The following is a 22,250-nucleotide window of genomic DNA, read 5'->3' as shown; positions in this document are numbered from 1 at the left end:
CTTGCGAGATTTAGTTCAGACGCTCCCTGAGGTTCGGGAGCCAGAGCCAATTGTGAGGCGCTTGCACTGCCCCGCCCTTCGGGCACCTTCTCCCCGTGTAACAGGGAGAAGGGAAGACGCTCACCCCTTCGACCGCAGCGCGTCGTTCAATCCCCACATGTCCTTTTCCTCCGGTGCGGTCTCCAAGTTCAGCACCGGCACCTGCCTGCGCAGATGGTCGTGGTGGGTGCGCACGCCATATTCGAGGTCGGAGAGGTAGAAGCCCCCGAACGCCTCGGAGAGCATGGATTCGTTCGACCAGACGGAGAGCTGGACATCCTCGTTCATGGTGTCGCGGTCGATGCGGTAGGCAAGGTAGCGCGCCGCCGCCTGCTCCCGCGTCTCGTCCTTGTAGCGATAGATCGCGCCGCGCAGCAGCGTCTCGCCGGTGGACAGCGGGAACTCCTGATAGAACTGCACCGATTCCGGCATGATCGACAGCGCGTTGTTGGGGAAGATGCCGTAATAGATCCAGGCTTTGCGCAGATGCTCCGGCAGGTGCGTCGGCTCGGGCGCTATTTTGATGTACTGGCTGACGCTCCAGCGCCGCCCGGCATGCGGGTTGTAGGTGGCGAAGGACCGCGACACGCCGTTGACGAAGGGTTCGTCGAAATAGGTCGCGCCGTAGAGGTCCTGCAGCGCCGGATGCGCCATGGCGACGTGATAGCCCTCATTGTCGACGTCGCGCACCGATTTCCAGTTGACCGGTGATTTCTGGGTCCAGATGCCCAAGCACGGCACCATGTCGGCAACATTGTAATGGGCGATCTCCGCCTCGATCGGCTTCAAGAGTTCAGCCACGGAAGGCTGCGGGCCACCGTTGCGGAAGCGGATGAAGATGAAGCCCATCCAGACTTCGAGATCGAGCGGCATCAGCCCGAACTCGGTCTTGTCGAGTTCCGGGAAGGAGCGCGGACGGGCAGCCCCCCGCAGCGTGCCGTCGAGATTGTAGACCCAGCCGTGGAACGGGCAGATCAGCGCGTTCTTGCAGGTGCCCTGGCTGTCGGCGACGACGCGGCTGCCCCGATGACGGCACATGTTGTTGAAGGCACGCACGACGCCGTCCTTGCCGCGCACGATCAGCGCCCGCTCGCCGATGACGTCCATCGTCAGATAGTCGCCCGGATTTGGCACGTCGGAGACATGGCCGGCGATCTGCCAGTGATTGCGGAAGACGTATTCCTTCTCAAGCTCGAGAAGGGCGTTGGAGTGGTAACTCCACCCCGGCAAACCCCGCCGGTCCCAATCGTTGGGGATCGCCACGTCACGCAGGTGCGGGTTCATGAAAATGCTCTCGTTTTGTTGAATGCTCGTTCAATAAAAACACATTTTCCGTTAAAATGCAATGGCTTGTGAAAGTATGGAAATTTCATGCCGACCGGCTTGCAGTCATCCGAGCCGAGAAAATCCCGGAAAATCCGAGCCTTAACCAGGAGTGCAAAACGGCGGTTCCAGCTTCGGATCCGCAGTTTGTGAGGGCACCGTTTCGACGCGCTTCGCGCATCGGACGATCGCGACAGCCATGCCAATTCTGCGCCTGTGTGAGGTCGCTTACAGTCCGCCGCATCCGACAGGAGCAAAAGGAACAGAAGCGATCCCCGTTTCAGTCCTGTTACATGGGCCATCCCGCCCTATCATCCGGCTGTTACGTGGTGCGGTTAAGTTCGTTTCAAGGAAAAAAGAAAGATAACGAAGGGAACAGCCGATGTTTGCCAAAGTCCGGATCGCCGATGCCAGCCGCCGCTCTTATGGTCCCGAGCGCAATGATCGCCGTCCGAAGCTGGCGTTGCGCCAGCGCGCCAGCGACCATCCGATGATGATGTTCATGCTGCTGAGCGTTGCCGCCTTCGCCAGCATGGTGCTTGCGCCAGCCGCGGGTCCCGCTTTCGCCTCGATCAATCCTCCGGCCAATGTCGTGGAGGGCGCGCCGACGACGCTCAAAACCGCGCGCCTGCCGCAGTCGCAAGTCGAATTCGCCTGCAAAGGGCAGAGCTGGGGCGCCGAGAACGCCGAATGCCTGCGTGCCATTGCCGAGCAGTCCGGTCAGCACCGGGCCCGAGCTGTGCGTATGATCGCCAATGCCGCGCCGCTGACCGACACCCCGAACGTGTTTTAGGCTCCCCTGAGCGCACCCTCCGCGCTCCAGTCAGGCTCCCGCCGCAAAGTCGGTCGGGAGCCTCTTTTTTCGAATCCGACGATATCCAGGTGAAGCCGCAGAGGGAGCAATTTCAGATGTCGGCGCCGTTGTCGGCCGCCGCGACATCGGCAACGGTCGCAAGGATGCCGCGGACGTCGAGCGTCGAGAAGGGCTTCTCCAGGATCTGCGGCCGCTGCTGCGGCGGCAGTGCCTCAATCTCGGCCTTGGCGCCGATGAGGTCGCCGGTGACCAGCACGAAACGCTGCGCCAGCCTCGGCCGTTCGGCCAGCAATTCACGGTAGATCGAGATGCCGCTGGTGCCCGGCATGCGCAGGTCGGAAAACACGATGTCCGGCGGCATATGCCCGCTCAGAACCTCGCCGGCGGACGTCCAGCTTGGCACGAGACGCGACTTGAGCCCCATGAGCTCCAATATGTCGGACAGCGAAGCGGCGACGTCGGGCTCGTCGTCGATGATCAGCGCATGGCGCAACCCGCTCGACCGCGCTGGACCCTCGCCGGCCTTTGCCGCATTGCCGGCAATCGCCGGCAACTGGACGACGAAGCGCGCGCCGTGCGGCTGCACCTCTTCGAACCAGATGTTGCCGTTGTGGCGCTCGACGATCGATTTCGAGATCGACAGGCCGATGCCGGTACCGACGCCGACCGGCTTGGTGGTGAAGTAGGATTCGAAGATGCGTGAGCGGATCGCATCGGGAATGCCGGGTCCGTTGTCCTCGACCGAGAAGCCCGGATTGCCGCGCTCGCTGCGAAAGGTCCGCACCTTGATGCGCCGCTCGCCGGTGAAGCCGGCAAGCGCATGCTGGCTGTTGATGAGGAAGTTGGCCGCGACCTGCGTGACATGGTCGGCGTCGGCCATGGCGAGCAGCGGGCCGTTGGCGAAGTCGGCGTCGATGATGATGCCGCTGGAGCGCGCACCATAGGCGGTCACTTCGAGCGCCGAGCGCATCACCTGGTTGAGGTCGGTTTCGGCCTGCTCGGTCGGATGCAGGCGCACCATCGACAGGAAGCTCTTGACGATGCGCCCGCAGCGTTCGGCGGCCGCGCGCACCTTTTCGGCGCGCACCTTGGTCTGCGGGTCGGCCGCGAATTCATGCAGCAGCGTCGATTGTGCGACCACAACCGCCAGCGGGTTGTTGAGCTCATGCGAGACGCCGGCGAGCAGCGAGCCCATTGCCGCCATCTTCTCATTCTGGTGCAGCTTCTCGCGCTGGCGGTTGATCTCTTCTTCGGCGTGCAGCTTCTCGCGCAGGTCGCGGATCGAGCCGAAGATGAGCCGGCGGTCGGCAACCCTCATCTCCGTCGCGGTCAGCTCGATCGGAAAGATCTCGCCGGCCGCGTTCTGGGTCACTGTCTCCAGCCGCTGGCCAACCATCGGCGCGCCCCGTCCGGCCATGTACTCGGCGCCCGATGAATAACCCTTGCGGTAATAGTGCGGCACGATCGTGTCGATCAGATCCTTGCCGAGGATGTCGCTGCGCTTGAAGCCGAACATCTTCTCGGCGGCCGGATTGAATTCGATGATGGAGCCGGCCTCGTCGATGACGATGATGGCGTCGAGCGAAGCCTGCAGCATGGTGCGGCGGATAACCTCGCTGGCATGCGCCTCTGAGGGCGAGCGCTCGATGGCGTCGCCGATGGCGAGCGCGATGATGTGAAGCGTCGCCTCCTCTTCATCCGTCCATTCGCGTTCGGCCGCGCAGTCATTGACCGCCAGAGTGCCCCAGAGATGGCCGTGGGCGAAGACCGACACCGAAATGAAGGATTTTATGTTCTGCTTCTCGAAGTCGGCCCGCAGGAAACCATCGAGGTCGCGCGTGTGGCCGGCGAAGACCTTGCCCTGGCGCTCATCCTCCTGCAACTGCTCCAGGAGCGGATCGGAGTTGATGATCGACTGCATGATCACGGTAGGCGATGCGAGCTCGCCGCCAAAAGCAGGGTCGATCCAATAGGAGGCCACGGACTGGGCGAAGCCCTCGCCCGGCAACTCGCGCAAACGGAAGAGAATGCCGCGCTGGCAGTCCAACGAACGGCACAGTGCCTCCAGTATGCTGTCGATCTCGCGCTGCCAGTCGCCTGCTTCGCGCAAGCGGCGAACGACATGGACGGCCGCCATCGCGGCGCCCTGGCGGGAGCCGTGCATTTCTGTCCGTGCGGCCTCAGCTGTCATCGTCGAACGTCATCTCCGGGGCCATATCGGTAAACCATCAAATCCAGCACACAAGCCCGAAAATCGACAACGGTTTTCTGGGGGCATGCCGCCGGACCGGAATGCTACAGCGTCGATTGCGTATCCGGAAGGTGCGCGGCGCCGGAGTCAGTTGCCGTCGCCAGCCGGCAGCGAGAAGATGTAGCCTTCGCCGCGAACCGTGCGCAGGAATTTCGGATTGGCGGGGTCCGCCTCGATCTTCTTCCTCAGACGCATGATGCGGATGTCGACAGCGCGCGACGATTCCGGGTCTTCCACGAAGCCGATCGCCTCCGAGATCGCCGCCCGCGTCAGAAGCCGGTTGGCGCGGGTGAGGAAAACTTCCAGCACGTCGAACTCGCTCTTGGCCATCTCGATGACCGCGCCATTGGCGCCGGTCACCAGCCTGCCGTCGAAATCGGCCTGGAAGCTGCCGAAATTCATGAAGCGGCGCGTGCCGGCCTCGGTCTTCGCGGCCTGCGGGGCGACCGGCTGCGGCACGCGGCGCAGCACACTGCGGACCCTCGCCAGCACTTCGCGCAACTCATAGGGCTTCACGATGTAGTCGTCGGCGCCGAGTTCCAGGCCGACGATGCGGTCGAGCGCGGTGCCGGCGGCGGTGGCGTAGATGATGCCGATCTGCGTCTTGGAACGCAGCCAGCGGCCGAGCGACAGGCCGTCCTCGCCGGGCATGGCGATGTCGAGGATGGCGAGGTGGAAGGGTTGCGCCTCGAGCAGGCTGCGCGCCGCCGCGGCATTCTCGGCCGTGGCAACGTCATAGCCGCTGGCGCCGAGATACTCGGCGACCGCTTCCCTCAGATCCGGCTCGTCCTCGACGACAATGATGCGCGCCTTCACAATGGTCTCGCTCCCGCTTTCAGCGGAAAGTAGATTGGGTATAAACATGATGTCCAGCGCTCATCTCGAGTTGTCCGTGGCGGAGTGGAGAAAATGGCAGCACGATCCGTCGTCGCGCTTGTGTCCGTTGCCGAAGTGGTGGCCGGCGACCTGGCCGACCATCTCGAGCGGCGCGGGCACGATGTGCGTCAGGCGCGCCAGCCCTGGGAGGCGGAGTCGCTGCTTTCGGCAGGCGGCATCGACGTCGTGGTCGTCGGTGACGACGTGACCCAGGCGGAGGGGCGCGAACTGCTCAAGCGCTATAGTAGCCAAGGCGGGGGCGGCGAGGGTGGCTGCGACTTCATCCTGATCTGCCGGCCCGCCGATCTCGTCGACAAGGTGCTGGCGCTGGAACTCGGCGCTGCCGACGTGATCGAAAGCCCGCTCAATGTGCGCGAGCTCGCGGCGCGCATCGGCCGCCTGCTGACGCGGCGCGGCCGCAACCCCCAGGAACTGATCGTGCTGGAGAATGCGACCGTCGACTTGAGGTCGGCCATGGTCATGCATCGTTCCGGCGCCGAGGATCAGCTGTCGCCGGGGCAGGTGGCGCTGTTGAGATTGTTTCTGGCGAGCCCGCGAAAGGTGCTGACGCGCGACGACATCATTGCCGCCGCGCCCGCCGAGAATACCGACGCTTTCGACCGCTCGATCGATTCGCGCATCGTGAGGCTGCGCCGTAAGCTCGATACGGAGACCATCACCACGATCAGGGGTGCCGGTTACCGGTTCGATCCGCCGACGCCGCGCACCGACTGAGGCGAGGGCCACCAGGTCTTTTCCTCGATCTTGCATCGGATTTCCAAAACCGCTTCGCACTTTTGGATCCGACGCCGGTGCCTAGCGCACCACGAGGATCGAGGGGCCGGACGGCAATTCGGCGCTGGCGGCGATCTCGGCGTGGGCGCGCTCCTTGAGCAGCACCGTTGCAAGCGCGGCAAAGCCAAGCAGCCCCTGGGCATAAAGCAGTGCGGACAGCACCGAAGCGGCAAATTTCGTCTTCATAACTCAATCCCCAATTCGATAGTCGTCGATGCTTCAGGAAACTCCCGAAGCGCCCGCGCCGCTTACGGAGCCCCCCGCTGCGGCGCGGGCCTTCGGTCCTCTCGGCAGCAAGTAGCCGGAGGGGCCGCGCATCCCTATCAGCCGAAGACCGACCCGCCAGAGGGCCCTCAGCCGGTTGACGCGCAGGCTGGAGATGATCCAGACCGTGGCGATGAACAGTGCGGTGTGCAGTGTCGAAACCTCGCCGGAATTCATGGCGCCAAGCGCCGTCACAGGGTTCCCGGCGACAGAGCCGACAGCACGGAGGATGCCTGCCGAGACGCCGACCCTGAGAAACCAGGTGCGAACTTTCGATTTCCTGCCCATTTTCGTTTGCTGATGTCTGTTCCCGTGACCTCGACATTGCTGCGGGCCTGTATCCGCATCATGCCGCGCAAGTCGCGTTTTGTTGCAATTCGGTTTCGAGATTAGGAGAAAGGCATTCATATCAAGGCGATATACGCTTTGCCCGCCGGTTTCGGCCTGCTTGGTATCGCCGGCAGCCGGTCCAAGGGAGCGTGTTCTCTGGAATTAGGCCGTTAACTTAGAGAAACGAATTCGAAACATTAACGCACATTAAGCGAAATAGGCCTGAAACAGGCGATCCCGATAAGACGATCCATCGAAATTGCAGCCGGCCCGACCGGCAAAAGAGAGAGGGATCGTCATGCATACCGCCATTTCAGCCAAGCTCATCCACGTCACCGCCGCCGCGCTCACCGGCGCGGCTTTGCTCTTCGGCAGCAACGCCGCTCATGCCAACCAGCTCGTCGCCCGGGTTTCGCTGTCGCAGCAGATCATGGAAGTCACGGTCGACGGCCGGCCGACCTTCACCTGGAAAGTGTCGACGGGCGACAGGGGGCACATCACGCCGACAGGGTCATTCAAGCCGACCCGCATGCATGAGATGTGGTATTCGAAGAAGTACGACAATGCGCCGATGCCGCATTCGGTCTTCTTCAGCGGCGGCTATGCGGTGCATGCGACCTATGCCATCAAGCATCTTGGCAGGCCAGCCTCGCATGGCTGCGTGCGTTTGCATCCCGATGCGGCGGCCGACTTCTATCAGCTCGTGGAGGCCTTCGGCCCGGGCAACACCAGCATCCTCATCGTAAAGTAACGGGTCAAGTAGCGGGCGGATTGCCGCCTTCAAGCCAGGTTCGACGCAATTCCGGACGGAAGGCCACGGCGAAGTCGCCGAGCAACCGTTCCACACTTTGTCCTGGAATTGCTCTGGCGCCGAAGCCGTGGGGCGACCGCCTAAAAAAGAGGCCGGGGTTTTCCGGCCTCTTTTTTGTTTTTGGAGCAGTCCTGGATTGCTTCAGGTGGGCAGCGCCGGCATCAGCTTCGGATCGGGCTTCTCGGCGAGATGCGGCAGGTCCTTGCTGGCGATGAAGGTGTAGAACATCGGCACGACGAACAGCGTGAACATCGTGCCGACCAGAATGCCGGTGAAGATGACGAGGCCCATCGAGTAGCGCGCTGCGGCGCCCGCGCCGCTGGAGATGATCAGCGGCACCACGCCGAGTGCCATCGCGGCCGTCGTCATCAGGATCGGCCGCAGGCGCACCTTGGCCGAGGCGATGATGGCATCGCGGCGCCGCATGCCATGGATTTCGCGCTGCTGGTTGGCGAATTCCACCAAAAGGATGCCGTGCTTGGTGATGAGGCCGATCAGCGTGATCAGTCCGACCTGCGTGTAGATGTTGAGCGTTCCGAGGCCGATATTGAGCGGCACGATGGCACCGAAGATCGAAAGCGGCACCGCCATCATGATGATTAGCGGATCGCGGAAGCTTTCGAACTGAGCGGCCAGAACCAAGTAGATCACGATCACGGCGGCCGCGAAGGCGATCAGGATGGTGTTGCCCTGCTCCTTTTCCTGCCGCGATTGGCCGGAATAGTCGATGAAGAAGGTGTCGGGCAGCGTTTCCCTGGCCAGATCCTCCAGCACTTTCAATCCGTCGCCGGTGGTCACGCCGGGCAAGGGCAGGGCGGAGATGGTGGCCGAGTTCAGCTGGTTGAACTGCTCGATCGCTGCCGGCGAGGCGTTGGTCGAGATATGCACCACCGCCGACAGCGGCACCATCTTGCCGTCGACGCTGCGCACGAAATACTCGCCGAGCTTCGCCGGATTGTCGCGGAACTCCTGCGGCACCTGTGGGATGATGTCATAGCTGTTGGAGTCGCGATCGAACTGCGCCACTTCGGCGCCGCCGACCAGCAGCGTCAGCGTGTTGCCGATGTCGGCGATGGGCAGGTTCAGCGCCGCTGCGCGCTCGCGGTCGATGGTGACGGTGACCTGCGGCGCGTCATAGGACATCGAGTTCTGCACGACGATGAAGCGGCCTGAAGCCTGCGCCTTGTTCTTGATCTTCTCGGCCTGGTCGAAGACTTCCGAGGGATCGCCGGTCGAGCGAACCACCATCGAGATCGGCAGGCCGCCGCCCGAGCCGGGCAGCGTCGGCGGCGCGAAGACGAAAGCCTCGACGCCGGCGACCTTGGCCAAGCGACCGGTGATGTCGGTCTGGATCTCCTTCGAACTGCGCTGCCGTTCGGCCCAATCCTTGAAGGCAAAGCCGACAAAAGCGCCGTTGGTGGCGCCGCCGAAGGCGACCGCCGAGAACTGCGCCCGCGTTTCCGGAATGTCCTTAACAAGACCGAGGATCTGGTTGACGTAGGTCTCGGTGTAGTCCGAGGTCGCGTAGCGCGGGGCGGTTACGATCGAAAGCAGGAAGCCCTGGTCTTCTTCCGGCGCTAGTTCGGTCGAGGTCTTGGTGAACATGAAGCCGGTGAGCGCAACCAGCGCGACGACGATGATAAAGGTAACCGGCCTGTTTCTGAGCGAAGCCGTCACGGCCCGCTCGTAGACGCGCTCGACACGGCTGAAGGTGCCGTCGACGATGCGCTGGAAGCGGCCGTGCGCGCCGGCCTTCAAGAGGCGAGCCGACATCATCGGCGTGATGGTCACCGCAATCAGGCCGGACAGCACCACGGAGCCGGCCAACGTGACCGCGAACTCGCGGAACAGCGCGCCGGTCAGGCCGCCGGTGAAGGCAAGCGGCGCAAACACGGCGGCCAGCGTAATGGTCATGGCGACGATTGCCGAGAAGATCTCGCGCATGCCGTTGAAGGCCGCCTGCATCGGCGACATACCGTCTTCCTCCATATGGCGGTGGATGTTCTCCACCACCACGATGGCGTCGTCGACCACAAGGCCGATCGCCAGCACCATGGCAAGCAGCGACAGAAGGTTGATCGAATAGCCTACCGCAAACAGAATGAAACAGACGCCAATCAGCGACAGAGGGATGGTCACGATCGGCATCATCACCGAGCGGAAGGATCCGAGGAAGAGCAGGATTACGAGAATGACGATGGCGACAGCCTCGCCGATGGTCTTGAACACCTCCTCGATCGAGGCGCTGATCTGCTCGGTGGAATCGTAGACGATCTCGATCGTCATGCCCTTCGGCAAGGTATCCTGGATTACCGGCACGATCTTGTGGATAGCCTCGGCCGTCGTCAGCGGATTGGCGGCGGGCGTCGGGAAGATGGCCAGGAAGGTGCCCGGCTTGCCGTTGAAGCTCACCCTTGTGTCGGTGCTGGCGGCGGCAAGCTCGACCCGCGCCACGTCGCGCAGCCGCACCACTTGGCCGTCGGTCGAGCGGATGGGGAGCTGCGCGAAGGCTTCCGGCGTCTGCAGGGTCGAGTGAACCGCGATCGAGGAGACCACATACTCGTTCTGCGTGTTGCCGGGCGCGGACAGGAAATTGGAATTGTTGATCGCAGTCAGCACGTCGGCGGCCGTGGCGCCGCGGGCGGCGAGCCTGACCGGGTCGATCCAGACCCGCATCGAATATTCCTCGGCGCCGAAGATCTGGACGTCGGCGACGCCTTCCACCGTCGAGATGCGCGGCCGCACGACGCGCTCGATGTACTCGGTCAACTGCTCCTTGGTCATGTTCGGATTCTGCATCGAGATATACATCATCGCGAACTGCTGGCCGGTGCCCTTGACGATCACCGGATCCTTGGCGGCATCCGGCAAGGTGCCGCGCACGCCTTGAACCTTGGACAGTACCTCGGTCAACGCAACATCGGGGTTGGAGCCGAGCTTCATCTGCACGGTCACCGTGCTCGAAGACGGGCGGCTCGACGAGGTGACGTAGTCGATGTTTTCCGTCGAGGCGACGGCGCGCGCGATCGGCGCGGAGATGAAGCCCTGAATCAGATCGGCGCTGGCTCCGGGATAGGCCGTGGTGATGGTGATCGCCGTCTCGTCAACCTTCGGATACTGGCGGATCGACAGGTTGAAGATGGCCTGGAAACCCAGGAGCAGGATCATGCAGGCCAGCACCGTCGAGAGGACGGGGCGGCGAATGAAGATATCGGAAAAGCTCATTGCTGAACCTGCTTGTTTGCCGATTTGCTGGGATCAACGGTGTTGTCGACCGCAACGGACATGCCGTTGAAGAGCCGGTTCTGACCGGCGGTCACGACCTGGTCGCCGGCCTTCAGGCCTTCGACGATCTCGACCATGCCGTTGTCGCGGCGGCCGAGCTTGACGAAGACCTGCGATAGAACGAGCGCCGGTTGCTGCCCGGTTTCGGCCGGCTTTTGAGCGTTCTCAGCCGGCTTCGCGGCGCTGTCGGCGGCGTTTGCCGTATCGGAGGCCGGCTTCGAGGCATCGGCTTGCGGCCTGGCTGCATCGCCGGCAGGCTTCTCCGCGCCGGACTTCTGGTCTTCCGGTTTTGCTGGCGCGGCAGCGCCGGCCTCAGCGGGCTTGGGCGGCACCACCACGAAGACATAGTCGCCGTACAGGCTTGAGGTCACCGCCGTCTGCGGCACCGAGATGACGTTGCTTTCCTCCGGCAACTCAACGCGGATTTGCACGAACTGGCCCGGGGTCAGCTTGCCCTCCGGGTTGGCGACCTCTCCGCGGATCGACACCAGCCGGCTTGCCGGGTCGATCTTGGGATCGATGCCGCGGATCGAACCGGCAAAGGACATGTCGGCAGCATTGCTGCCGATCCGCACCGTCTGGCCGATCTTCAGCAGCGGCAGCTGCTGTTCGGGCACGGTGAAGTCGACCCGCATCGTGTCCAGATCCTGGATCGTGACGACTGAGTTGCCGGGCGCCAGATACTGGCCAATGTCGATCTTTGGAATGCCGACCGTCCCGGTGAAGGGAGCTGCGAGTTGCTTTTGGTCGAGCACGGCTTGCAGCTTGTTCACTTGCGCGGCCGATGCGGTCGCCGCCGCGCGCGCGGCATCAAGCGTAGCGTCGGTGCCGACGCCACGCCGCTGCAATTCCAGCGCGCGGGTCAGCGCCGCCTGGTCGGATGCGGCCTGAGCCTTCTGCGCCACCAGATCGGCCTTCTCGACGGCATCGTCGAGCTGCAGAAGCACAGCGTCGGCCGCGACCTTCTGGTTGGCGTGGAAGAGGATGTCCTTGACGATGCCGGCCGTCTCGACGGTCAGGTCGACACCGCGCACGGCGTTGACGGTGCCGATCGCCTCGACGCCGGGCGTCCAGTTCGAAGGCTTCGCCACGATGGTCGACACTGTCGCCGCCGGCGGTTTCATGGTGGCGAAAAACTGCTTGATCGCATTGTCGCGAAACAGGTTGAAGCCGACGATGCCGGCGCACACCACGGCGAGCAGCAGCAGAATTCCGGTGATGATGAAGAAGCGCTTCACGGATAGTTCCCCTCGAGCCGGCAACCGGCAACGTCAATTGCCGGGACACATATCGACGATAAATCCCGATTTCAAATTGCGGGCGCCTTACTGTACCGTCTGGACGGTCTTGTCAATTCCACAAGGCCTAATGTAAGGGAAGGCGTGATGAAAGCTCGCAGGGCAAACTCGCGCGACAGGATACTTGCAGCGGCAGCCGACGTGGCGCGCGAGGCGGGCCCGGGAAGCCTGTCGCTCGACGCCATCGCGAATCGGGCCGGCGTGTCGAAGGGCGGTCTGCTCTACAATTTCCCGACCAAGGCCAAGCTGATGCAGGGGCTGGTCGAGAATTACCTCAATGCTTTCGAGCAGGCGCTCGAAGAACGCACGGCCGAGGCAAGCGATGAAAGCGCGCTCGCGGCCTACATACGGCTCTCGGCCGATGATTGCGAGAAGCCGAAACCTTCGGCCTCCTGGATGTTCTCCGCGATCGCCGAGGATCCGGAATTCCTGACGCCGATCAAAGCCTTCAAGCGGCAGCTGTTCGAACGGCTGAAGGAGGAAACAGACGACCTCGGCTCGCTGCTGGTTTGTTTCCTCGCCATCGAGGGGCTGCGCAGCATGAATCTTTTCGATTCAGACGTGCTGTCGCAGCAGGAGCACAGGCTCCTGGTTTCCTCGCTGCTCAAGATAGCCGGATAGGTCGCAGGCCTCACATCAGCGGCGGCAAAGACCGCCCTAGGACCGCCCGCTTCCTATCGCTCGAACTGCATCACAACATTGTAATCGCACCGAAATACGGGCATGGCATTGTTATGTTGCGACGCACAAACTATGTGCTTCAACAGTCCCTCCCTCCACGTGCGAGATCTGCCATGGGTTCCCTGTCCTCAAAGAATGCGCTCGTCACTGGCTCGACCAGCGGCATCGGCCTTGCAACCGCCCGCGCCTTTGCCGCCGAGGGCGCCAACGTCACCATCAACGGCCTGGGCGATGCCGCGGCGATCGAAAAGGAGCGCGCCGGCATCGAGAGGGATTTCGGCGTCAAGTGCCGCTATTCCGGCGCCAACATGATGGACGGCGGGGCGGTCACCGCCATGATCCGCGAGGCCGAGGAGGCGTTCGGCAGCCTCGACATCCTGGTCAACAATGCCGGCATCCAGCATGTCGCGCCGATAGACGAATTCCCCGACGACAAGTGGGAAGCAATCATCCGCATCAACCTGCTTGCCGCCTTCTATGCCATCAAGGCGGCGCTGCCGGGCATGAAGAGCCGCAAATGGGGCCGCATCATCAACACGGCTTCGGCCCATGCGTTGGTCGCCTCGCCGTTCAAGTCGGCCTATGTCTCTGCCAAGCACGGCATCGCAGGTCTGACCAAGACGGTGGCGCTGGAAGTCGCGCAGGATGGCATCACCGTCAATGCGATCGCGCCCGGTTATGTCTGGACGCCGCTGGTCGAGAAGCAGATCCCCGACACGATGAAGGCGCGCGGCATGACCGAGGAACAGGTCAAGCACGATGTGCTGCTTGCCGCGCAGCCGACCAAAGAGTTCGTCAGCGTTGAGGAATTGGCGGCACTGGCGCTGTTCCTGTGCTCGGATGCGGCCAAGCAGATGACCGGCACGACCCTGCCGATGGATGGCGGTTGGACGGCGCAGTAAGTGCAGCTTCCAAAGAAGGTGCGGGCCGCGCCTTCCTCGACAAGAATTCTTGACAATCGTAGGGGAGCGTTCCAGCATCCTGGCTAAGGGGTTCCCCGCGACGACCCCGTGAGGCGTCAGCCCAACGATCGCGTCCAAACTCTCTTCGTTCAGGAGGTGGACGCCATGCCGTCAACAACTCAGATCACAGTGCCGCAGCTTGCTCGACTGGTCGGCCTGCCGGATGCACCTCGTCTCGTCGACGTACGCATCGACGACGACTTTCAAGCCGATCCGCGGCTGCTGCCGGCTTCTTACCGACGCGACTTCAGAACCGTCTCGACCTGGGCGGCCGACTTCTCCGGATCCAAGGTCGTGGTCATCTGCCAGCGCGGAGAGAAGCTCTCGCAAGGCGTTGCCGCGTGGCTGCGCCACGAGGGCATTCCGGCGGAATCGTTGGAAGGCGGTTTCGCGGCCTGGGCCGCCGTCAAGGCGCCGTTAGTCGCGGCCGACGCAATTCCGCCTCGCGATGGGAAGGGTCGCACCGTATGGGTCACGCGTTCCCGGCCGAAGGTCGATCGCATCGCCTGCCCCTGGCTGATCCGACGATTTGTCGATCCTGGCGCCGTGTTCCTGTTCGTCGACCCGGCCGAGGTGCCCCTGGTGGCGGATCGCTTCGCCGCGGTGCCCTTCGACATCGAAGGCGTGTTCTGGAGCCATCGCGGCGATCATTGCACCTTCGACACGATGATTGAGGAGTTCGGCCTGCGCACCGAGGCGCTCGATCGTCTGGCGCTGATCGTGCGCGGCGCGGATACAGCGCGTCTCGACCTGGTGCCGCAGGCTGCCGGGTTCCTCGCCGCGTCGCTCGGCCTGTCGCGCATGTTCCGCGACGACCTGGAACAGCTCGAAGCCGGCATGCTGCTCTATGACGCTTTCTTCCGCTGGTGCCGCGACGCCACGGACGAGACGCATGACTGGCCGGCCGGGGGTAAGCAACAATGACCGTGCTTGCCAAGGACAGCGCCGAGCAGCCGGCCGATGTCCCGGTTGTGCCGACCTTCAGTGATGCGACGCGGCTGTGGGCCAAGATCGGCCTGCTCTCTTTCGGCGGGCCGGCCGGGCAGATCGCCCTGATGCACAAGGAACTGGTCGAGGAGCGCCGCTGGATCGGCGAGGAGCGGTTCCTGCATGCTCTGAACTACTGCATGCTTCTTCCGGGTCCCGAGGCGCAGCAGCTTGCCGTCTATATCGGCTGGCTGCTGCACCGGACGGCCGGCGGCCTCGTCGCCGGGACATTGTTCGTGCTCCCGGGCGCACTGGTCATGCTTGCCCTGAGCAGTTTCTACATGCTTTACAACGACGCGCCGGTCATCGAGGCGCTGTTCTTCGGCATCAAGGCGGCGGTGCTGGCGGTCGTCGTCGAAGCGGTGATCCGCATCGGCAAGAGGGCGCTGAAGAACCGGGTCATGGTGGCCATCGCGGTGGCGGCCTTTCTTGCCATCTATGTCCTCAAGCTGCCGTTTCCACTGATCGTGCTTGCGGCGGGACTCATTGGCTGGGTCGGCAATCACTTTGCACCCGGGCTGCTTTCGGGTTCGGCGCATGGCAAGGGCAACGCCGCCGCCGACAGAGGCGGCGTGGTCGACCTGATGTTCGAGCGCGGCGAGCTCGGCCACACGGTGCCGACCAAATGGCATGCGGCCCGGACCATCGCCATCTGGCTGCCGGTCTGGCTCGGACCGGTGGCGCTGATCGGCGTGCTGGCAGGGCCGGGGAGCGTATGGGCGCAGATCGGCGGCTTCTTCAGCCTGATGGCGGTCGTCACCTTCGGCGGCGCTTATGCGGTTCTTGCCTATGTCGCGCAAGCCGCGGTGACCTCGTTCGGCTGGCTTTCGCCCGGAGAAATGGTCGACGGGCTCGGACTTGCCGAGACGACGCCCGGGCCGCTGATCCTGGTGCTGCAATTCGTCGGCTTCGCCGCCGCCTATCGCCATGCGGGCACGCTCGACCCTCTGCTTGCAGGGTCGCTTGGGGCGGCGCTGACGCTCTGGGCTACCTTTGCGCCCTGCTTCTTCTGGATATTCCTCGGAGCGCCCTACATCGAGCAGCTGCGGCAGAACAAGGCGTTGTCGGCGGCGCTCGGTGCGATAACGGCAGCGGTCGTCGGCGTGGTGATGAACCTTGCGCTGTGGTTCGCGCTGCATGTCGTCTTCGGCAAAGTCGAGAGCGTCGGCTGGGGCGTCGAGGTTCCGGTCGTTTCCTCGCTCGACTGGCGCGCGGCGCTGCTGTCGGCGGCGGCGATGGTCGCCATGCTCAGGCTGAAGGCCGGCATGCTGCCGACGCTCGCGGCATCCGCGCTGGCGGGACTGGCTCTACAGGCATTGTGATTTGTTTCCGGCCGCAGCCAAGCGTGATCGAGAGCTTTGTTTACAGCTGACATGTCAGTATGCTATACCTGCTCGCGGATTGATGAATGGAGAGTTTCAGGTGGGTTCGCGCTTTGGTCTATCGGTTGCGCTCACAACGCCCTTTGATGCAGCCGGGCGGATCGCCGTTCCGCTGATGACCGAGCATGCTAGGGCCCGTCTCGATGCCGGCTGCAGCAGCGTGACGCTGTTCGGCACCACCGGCGAAGGCGCTTCCGTCGGTACGGCGGAGCGGCAGGCGGTCATCGATGCCATGCTTGCGGCGGGCCTATCCGCCGACCAACTCGTTGCCGGCGTGCTGGTCGATGCGGCGGAGGACGCTGCTGAACAGTGCCGCCAGGCGTTGCAGCGCGGCGCCCGCAACATCCTTCTGGCGCCGCCGAGCTATTTCAAGAATGTCGGTGACGACGGGCTGTTCGGCTGGTTCGGCGCCGTGTTCGCCGCGCTCGGTCCGCTGGCCCGCGGCATGCTGCTCTACAACATCCCCTCGGTCACGACGGTGCAGCTGTCGCTCGACCTGATCGGCCGGCTTCGTAAGGCGTATCCGGGCGTGGTCGCCGGGGTCAAGGATTCCGGTGGAGACTGGGGCTACAGCGAAGCGCTGCTTAAGACGCATGGCGACCTGATCATCCTCATCGGCGACGAACGGCATCTGGCTCCGGCGGTGCGGATCGGCGGCCAGGGCGCGATTTCCGGCATGGCCAATTTCGCCGCCGGCGAACTGCGCGCCATGATCGAGAGCGGACGCGACGACTCCCGCGTGGAAAGCTTCGTCCTGGAACTGCTTCGGCATCCGGTCATCCCGGCGGTTAAGGCCATGGTGGCGCGCCAGACCGGCGACGAACGCTGGCTGACGGTTCGGCCGCCGCTCGAGCCGGTAGCCTTGCAGGAACGGCAGCAGCTTGGCGCCGCTTACGACAGGCTGTTTGCGACACAGGCAGCCTGAACCGGGGAGGGCGCTGATCGGCATGGACGACACGAGCGAACCGGCAACCCTCAGGGAGAAGGCCTATGCCAGCTTCACGCGGCATCTGCTGGCCCGCGACCTCAGGCCCGGCCAGTTTGTTTCGCAGCGCGAGCTGGTCGCCTTCACTGGCCTGCCGCTCGGAGCCATCCGCGAGATTGTGCCGCGGCTCGAGGCCGAGGGGCTGCTGACCACCATACCGCAACGCGGCATGCAGATCGCGCATATCGACATCAGCCTGATCCGAGAGGCTTTCCAGTTCCGCCTGTTCATGGAGCGCGAGGCGGTCGCGCTGTTTGCCGTCAACGCGCCCGACGCCGAGATTGCGGGTCTGAGGCGCGAGCACGAGGACATGCTCGCCCAAGCGCTGGCGCAGACCCCGACCCCCGAAATGGAAGCCAAGGCCCAGAACATCGACTGGGCTATGCATGACACCTTCATCAGCGCGTTGGGCAACGAGATCATCGCCAAGGCCTATCTGGTAAATTCGGTGAAGATCCGGCTCATCCATCAGGAGCGGTTCCGCATCGACGGTCGCGTCGTGCCGGTCATGCGCGAGCATCTTGCGGTGATCGAGGCCCTGGAGAAACGCGATCCGCAGATGGCGGTCGAGGCGATCAGCCAGCACATCGACAATGCGCGCCGGCTGGCGCTGCAGATTTGAGGAAGCAGAACCGCGCCGCAATCGTCGTGGCGTAATCGACAACGACAACCGGGAGGAAGAAATGTCGTCCAATCCATTCAGTCCAACCAGAAGGCAGCTGCTCCAGGGAACCGCGGCTCTCGCCGCCACCGGCCTCGTCGGTCTTCGTCCGAGCTTCGCCGCGGGCGTCGACTGGAAGCGCTTTGCCGGCACGACGCTCGACGTCAACCTGGTCAAGAGCCCGCGCAGCGACACCATCCTGAAGAATCTCGCGGAGTTCGAGGAGCTGACCGGCATCAAGGTCAATGCCGAGGCGACACCCGAACAGCAGCAGCGCCAGAAGACGGTGATCGAGCTCAGCTCCGGCAAGCCGAGCTTCGACGTCGTGCATCTGAGCTACCATGTGCAGAAGCGCCAGTTCGAGAAGGGCGGCTGGCTGGCCGACATTTCCGGCTTCGTTGCCGATCCGGGCCTCACCGATCCCGGGCTGACCGAAAGCGACTTCGCCGAGGCGGGCATCCAGTTCGCCAAGGACGGCCAGGGCGTGCTGCGCTCGCTGCCGTTCTCGGTCGACTACTGGATCCTCTACTGGAACAAGGAGCTGTTCGACGCCAAAGGTATAAAATATCCCGAGAGCTTCGAGCAGCTGGTGGCCGCCGCTGAAGCGCTGACGGATCCCTCAAGCAACACCTTCGGTTTCGTCGCACGCGGTCTCAAGAACGCCAACACGCCGGTGTGGACGTCTCTGATGCTCGGCTACGACATGACGCCGCTCGGCAGCGACGGCAAGCTGCGCACCACCTCGCCGGAGGCGATCGAGGCTGCCGCCCTCTACCAGCGGCTGATGACCAAGGCCGCGCCTCCCGGCGTCACCGGCTTCAACTGGGCCGAGGCGCAATCCGCCTTCCTGCAGGGCAAGATCGGGATGTGGTTCGATGGCGTGGGCTTCGCACCGCCGATGGAAAATCCGGAGAAGTCGCGGGTGGTCGGCAAGGTCGGCTATGGCGTCATGCCGAAGGGACCCAAGGCGCATGCCGCAGGCACGTTCGGCGACGGCATCGGTGTCACGTCCGCCAGCGCGAAGAAGGAAGCGGCCTATCTGTTCTGCCAGTGGGCGGTCTCTCCGGCCATGGGCGCGCGCCTGCTGCAGGCCGGCGCCGGCGTGCCGTTCCGCAAGTCGGTGCTGGAAGACCCCAAGGTGCGCGAAGGCGTCACCATGCCGCCGAGCTGGCTGGATGCCGTGGTCGGCTCAGGCAACATCAGCCGGCTGGCGCTGCCGGTCATCATCCCGGTGACCGAGTTCCGGGACATCTATGGCGTGGCGCTGACCAACATGATTGCCGGCGCCGATCCCGTCGACGAACTGAAGAAGGCCACCGATCAGTTCCAGCCGGTTCTCGACAGGAGCGAGCAAGGCTGATGTCCGCCATCGCCCCGGAACGCGCAGGGGTGACGACGCAAGCCGTCGAAGAGCGCCAGCCGATCCGGCTGGCTCCAAACTACTGGCCTTTCGTCATTCCTGCGCTCGTCGTCGTCGGCGCCGTGATCGTCTTTCCCTGGGCCTTCACGTTGTGGATGAGCGTCAACAGCTGGACGCTCGGCCAGTCGCGAAGCTTTGCCGGGATGGAAAATTATCTGCGCCTGGCGAGCGATCCGCGGTTCTGGGAATCGCTTTGGCATACCTTGATCTATACTTTCCTGTCGGTGGTCGCGCCGATGTTTTTCGGTACCGTCGCCGCGCTCATTTTCGACGCCAGGTTTGCCTTGCGCGGTCTGCTGCGCGGCGTCTTCGTGATGCCGATGATGGCCACACCCGTCGCCGTGGCATTGGTCTGGACCATGATGTTCCATCCGCAGCTCGGCGTGCTCAACTATCTCCTGTCGCTGGTCGGCATTCCGGCGCAGGAGTGGATCTTCAACGCCAACACCGTCATTCCTTCGCTGGTCGCGGTGGAGACCTGGCAGTGGACGCCGCTGGTGATGCTGATCGTGCTGGGTGGGCTGGCATCCGTGCCGCGCGAGCCGTTCGAAAGCGCCGAGATCGACGGCGCCAATGCCTGGCAGCAGTTCCGCTACCTCACCTTGCCGATGATCGCGCCGTTTCTGATGATCGCGGTCATCATCCGCACGATCGATGCGCTCAAGAGCTTCGATATCATCTACGCGATGACCCAAGGTGGGCCGGGCACGGCATCGGAAACAATCAACATCTATCTCTACAACACCGCCTTCTCCTATTACGACATGGGCTACGGCTCGGCCATGGCGGTGGTGTTCTTCATCGTCATCGTGGCCCTGTCCTTCATCCTCCTGATGCTGCGCCAGCGCTCGCAATGGGTCGACACGGAGGGCAAATAGTGAGCTCGCGGCTGCTCAACAAGATAGGCCTGTTCTTCGCGGCGCTGGTGCTGGTCTCGCCGGCGATCCTGTTCTTCCTCTGGATGATCTCGCTGTCGCTGAAGTTCGAGATCGACAACGGCGCTTATCCGCCGATCCTGATCCCGGAGCGCTTCGCTTGGTCGAACTACGCAAAGGTGTTCGAGGAGAACAATTTCCTGCTCTATCTGTGGAACTCGGTGCTGGTGACCGGCACGGCGACGCTGCTGGCGCTGCTGATCGGAGTGCCGGCCGGCTATGGCATCGCCAGGCTCAAGGCGGAACGCTCGGCGATCGTCATCATGATCGCCCGCATGACGCCCGGGCTTTCCTATCTCATCCCGCTGTTCCTCCTGTTTCAGTGGCTGGGCATCCTCGGCACGCTCTGGCCGCAGATCATCATCCATCTGGTGGTGACGGTGCCGATCGTGGTCTGGGTGATGATCGGCTATTTCGAGACGACGCCGATGGAATTGGAGGAGGCCGCCAACATCGACGGCGCCAGTTCGTGGCAGGTGTTTCGCCTGGTCGCGCTGCCGATCGCCAAGCCCGGCATCGTCGTCGCCTTCATCCTGTCGATCATCTTCTCGTGGAACAACTTCGTCTTCGGCGTGGTGCTCGCCAGCCGCGAGACGCGGACATTGCCGGTCGCGGTCTACAACATGCTGTCCTACGAGCAGGTGAGCTGGGGGCCGCTCGCCGCCGCCGCGCTGGTGGTGACGCTGCCGGTGCTGGTGCTGACCATGTTCGCGCAACGGCAGATCGTCGCCGGGCTGACCGCCGGCGCGGTCAAGGGTGGCTGAGCGCCTGATCCGCCCTCATTCTTTCGGAGATACGCAATGGCATCGGTAAGCATCAACAACGTGCAGAAGGCTTTCGGAGCCACTCGGATCATCCACGATGTCAGCGTCGATATCGCCGATGGCGAGTTCGTCATCCTGGTCGGACCGTCGGGCTGCGGAAAGTCGACGCTGCTGCGCATGATCGCGGGGCTGGAAACGATCTCGGCCGGAAAGATCGCAATCGGCGAGCGCACCGTGAACAACCTCAGGGCACGGGACCGCAACATCGCGATGGTGTTCCAGAACTACGCGCTCTACCCGCACATGACGGTGGCGGACAATATGGGCTTCGCGCTCAAGATCAAGAAAGCCGATCCGGCCGATACCGCGAGCCGGGTGAAGCGGGCAGCCGGCATTCTCGGCCTGGAAAAGCTGCTCGACCGCTATCCGCGCCAGCTTTCCGGCGGCCAGCGCCAGCGCGTCGCCATGGGCCGCGCCATCGTGCGCGACCCGCAGGTGTTTCTGTTCGACGAGCCGCTCTCCAATCTCGACGCCAAATTGCGCGTGCTGATGCGCGGCGAGATCAAGGCGCTGCATCAGCGGCTCGGCACCACCACCATCTATGTCACGCACGACCAGATCGAGGCGATGACCATGGCCGACAAGATCGTCGTGCTGCACGACGGTCTGGTCGAGCAAATCGGCGCGCCGCTCGATCTCTACGACCGGCCGGCCAATCTGTTCGTTGCCGGCTTCATCGGCTCGCCGGCCATGAACTTCATCCACGGCCATATCGAGGAGGGCATCTTCCGCAGTGCCGGTGGGCTGACGTTGCCGCTACCGCAAGGCATCCGGCCGAGCGAAGCCGCGGGAAGGGAACTGGTCTACGGCATTCGTCCCGAGCATATCCGGGCGACCGGCCAGGGTCTCTCCGGCACAGCCACGCTCATGGAGGCGACCGGCTCGGAAATCTTCGCCACGGTCGACTGCGGCGGAGAGGTGATCTCCTGCCTTTTCCGCGAGCGGCTAGCGCTGAAGCAAGGCGAGAGCGTGCGGATCGAGATCGACCGCGCCTCGGCGCATCTGTTCGACGCCAAAACCGGCCGGCGCATCTGATTGCCCTGCCCGCGCTCTCACCGCGGCGGCCAGGGAGTGCTTGAGATTCGAGCGAACGGAAAGCAACGGGAGCCCAGTTGCAAGAAAATGCAACATGGGAGCATTGCAAAAGTCAGCCAACCCTTTGATTTAGTTGGTGATCCCGACAGGAATCGAACCTGTGACCTACAGATTAGGAATCTGCCGCTCTATCCTACTGAGCTACGGGACCACGCGGCCCGACACATAAACGCTTCGGGCCGGTTCGCCAAGAGGCGTTACCGGCCGATCGGCGGCAATCGGCCGGGAAGGT

20 protein-coding genes and 1 tRNA gene are annotated in these 22,250 nt (G+C 63.6%); 13 read left to right on the top strand and 8 right to left on the bottom strand.

The window, feature by feature from the left end:
* Positions 1-120: 120 nt before the first annotated feature.
* Positions 121-1,323, bottom strand: a complete 1,203-nt coding sequence (locus A9K66_RS02130; RefSeq protein WP_067319237.1) for an aromatic ring-hydroxylating dioxygenase subunit alpha — start codon at positions 1,321-1,323, stop codon at positions 121-123.
* 421 nt (positions 1,324-1,744) lie between these two features.
* Here A9K66_RS02130 and A9K66_RS02125 point away from each other — a divergent pair, with 421 nt between their 5' ends.
* Positions 1,745-2,155, top strand: coding sequence for a hypothetical protein (locus tag A9K66_RS02125; protein ID WP_067319234.1), 411 nt, complete (start codon positions 1,745-1,747; stop codon positions 2,153-2,155).
* Positions 2,156-2,267: 112 nt separating this feature from the next.
* Here the strand turns inward: A9K66_RS02125 and A9K66_RS02120 are convergent, their stop codons facing one another.
* Both A9K66_RS02120 and A9K66_RS02115 read right to left on the bottom strand, forming a co-directional pair.
* Positions 2,268-4,367 (bottom strand): sensor histidine kinase, encoded by a 2,100-nt coding sequence (locus A9K66_RS02120; RefSeq protein ID WP_067319232.1) that lies wholly within the window; start codon positions 4,365-4,367, stop codon positions 2,268-2,270.
* 147 nt (positions 4,368-4,514) lie between these two features.
* Positions 4,515-5,243: a response regulator transcription factor gene (locus tag A9K66_RS02115; RefSeq protein ID WP_067319230.1), complete on the bottom strand. Its 729-nt coding sequence runs from the start codon at positions 5,241-5,243 to the stop codon at positions 4,515-4,517.
* A gap of 93 nt (positions 5,244-5,336) precedes the next feature.
* Here A9K66_RS02115 and A9K66_RS02110 point away from each other — a divergent pair, with 93 nt between their 5' ends.
* Positions 5,337-6,038, top strand: a complete 702-nt coding sequence (locus A9K66_RS02110) for a response regulator transcription factor (protein WP_067319228.1) — start codon at positions 5,337-5,339, stop codon at positions 6,036-6,038.
* 81 nt (positions 6,039-6,119) lie between these two features.
* Here A9K66_RS02110 and A9K66_RS29005 read toward each other — a convergent pair whose 3' ends face one another.
* Complete coding sequence (locus tag A9K66_RS29005) at positions 6,120-6,284, bottom strand: hypothetical protein (RefSeq protein WP_082953640.1); 165 nt, start codon at positions 6,282-6,284, stop codon at positions 6,120-6,122.
* 33 nt (positions 6,285-6,317) lie between these two features.
* Entirely contained in the window at positions 6,318-6,650 is a 333-nt protein-coding gene (locus tag A9K66_RS02105; RefSeq protein WP_067319226.1) for a hypothetical protein, read from the bottom strand.
* A gap of 340 nt (positions 6,651-6,990) precedes the next feature.
* On the opposite strand from A9K66_RS02105, the gene A9K66_RS02100 reads away from it, so the two are divergent.
* Positions 6,991-7,443, top strand: a complete 453-nt coding sequence (locus A9K66_RS02100) for a L,D-transpeptidase (protein ID WP_066990426.1) — start codon at positions 6,991-6,993, stop codon at positions 7,441-7,443.
* Between the two features lie 201 nt (positions 7,444-7,644).
* On the opposite strand, the gene A9K66_RS02095 is transcribed toward A9K66_RS02100, so the two are convergent.
* Both A9K66_RS02095 and A9K66_RS02090 read right to left on the bottom strand, forming a co-directional pair.
* Positions 7,645-10,728: an efflux RND transporter permease subunit gene (locus A9K66_RS02095; RefSeq protein ID WP_067319223.1), complete on the bottom strand. Its 3,084-nt coding sequence runs from the start codon at positions 10,726-10,728 to the stop codon at positions 7,645-7,647.
* Positions 10,725-12,026 carry an efflux RND transporter periplasmic adaptor subunit gene (locus A9K66_RS02090; RefSeq protein ID WP_082953639.1) on the bottom strand — a complete coding sequence of 434 codons (1,302 nt, stop codon included), beginning with the start codon at positions 12,024-12,026 and terminating at the stop codon, positions 10,725-10,727. Before A9K66_RS02090 ends, A9K66_RS02095 begins: the two co-directional genes overlap by 4 nt.
* Before the next feature lie 147 nt (positions 12,027-12,173).
* Here A9K66_RS02090 and A9K66_RS02085 point away from each other — a divergent pair, with 147 nt between their 5' ends.
* The 10 genes from A9K66_RS02085 to ugpC all read left to right on the top strand — a co-directional run bounded on the left by A9K66_RS02085 (position 12,174) and on the right by ugpC (position 21,958).
* Positions 12,174-12,707 (top strand): TetR/AcrR family transcriptional regulator, encoded by a 534-nt coding sequence (locus tag A9K66_RS02085; protein WP_067319219.1) that lies wholly within the window; start codon positions 12,174-12,176, stop codon positions 12,705-12,707.
* Positions 12,708-12,880: 173 nt separating this feature from the next.
* Positions 12,881-13,669 carry a 3-hydroxybutyrate dehydrogenase gene (locus A9K66_RS02080; protein WP_067319217.1) on the top strand — a complete coding sequence of 263 codons (789 nt, stop codon included), beginning with the start codon at positions 12,881-12,883 and terminating at the stop codon, positions 13,667-13,669.
* A gap of 165 nt (positions 13,670-13,834) precedes the next feature.
* Positions 13,835-14,653 (top strand): sulfurtransferase/chromate resistance protein, encoded by an 819-nt coding sequence (locus tag A9K66_RS02075; protein ID WP_067319215.1) that lies wholly within the window; start codon positions 13,835-13,837, stop codon positions 14,651-14,653.
* Positions 14,650-16,038, top strand: coding sequence for a chromate efflux transporter (gene chrA / locus A9K66_RS02070; protein ID WP_067319213.1), 1,389 nt, complete (start codon positions 14,650-14,652; stop codon positions 16,036-16,038). Before A9K66_RS02075 ends, chrA begins: the two co-directional genes overlap by 4 nt.
* A gap of 100 nt (positions 16,039-16,138) precedes the next feature.
* Complete coding sequence (locus A9K66_RS02065; RefSeq protein ID WP_082953663.1) at positions 16,139-17,023, top strand: dihydrodipicolinate synthase family protein; 885 nt, start codon at positions 16,139-16,141, stop codon at positions 17,021-17,023.
* 22 nt (positions 17,024-17,045) lie between these two features.
* On the top strand, positions 17,046-17,705 hold the full coding sequence (locus A9K66_RS02060; protein ID WP_067319209.1) for a GntR family transcriptional regulator: 660 nt from the start codon (positions 17,046-17,048) through the stop codon (positions 17,703-17,705).
* Positions 17,706-17,766: 61 nt separating this feature from the next.
* Entirely contained in the window at positions 17,767-19,104 is a 1,338-nt protein-coding gene (locus A9K66_RS02055) for a sugar ABC transporter substrate-binding protein (RefSeq protein ID WP_067319667.1), read from the top strand.
* Positions 19,104-20,042, top strand: a complete 939-nt coding sequence (locus tag A9K66_RS02050; protein ID WP_067319207.1) for a sugar ABC transporter permease — start codon at positions 19,104-19,106, stop codon at positions 20,040-20,042. The genes A9K66_RS02055 and A9K66_RS02050 overlap by 1 nt, the downstream gene beginning before the upstream one ends.
* On the top strand, positions 20,018-20,863 hold the full coding sequence (locus A9K66_RS02045) for a carbohydrate ABC transporter permease (protein ID WP_067319205.1): 846 nt from the start codon (positions 20,018-20,020) through the stop codon (positions 20,861-20,863). Before A9K66_RS02050 ends, A9K66_RS02045 begins: the two co-directional genes overlap by 25 nt.
* Before the next feature lie 36 nt (positions 20,864-20,899).
* Complete coding sequence (gene ugpC / locus A9K66_RS02040) at positions 20,900-21,958, top strand: sn-glycerol-3-phosphate ABC transporter ATP-binding protein UgpC (protein ID WP_067319203.1); 1,059 nt, start codon at positions 20,900-20,902, stop codon at positions 21,956-21,958.
* Positions 21,959-22,092: 134 nt separating this feature from the next.
* Here ugpC and A9K66_RS02035 read toward each other — a convergent pair.
* A tRNA-Arg gene (locus A9K66_RS02035) sits at positions 22,093-22,169 on the bottom strand.
* Between the last annotated feature and the right edge of the window lie 81 nt (positions 22,170-22,250).

The organism is Mesorhizobium sp. AA23 (assembly GCF_001672435.1).
In the GTDB taxonomy this organism is placed as follows: domain Bacteria; phylum Pseudomonadota; class Alphaproteobacteria; order Rhizobiales; family Rhizobiaceae; genus Mesorhizobium.
The sequence above is the reverse complement of the archived record's forward strand: the minus strand, read 5'-3'. Positions and strand labels throughout refer to the sequence as shown.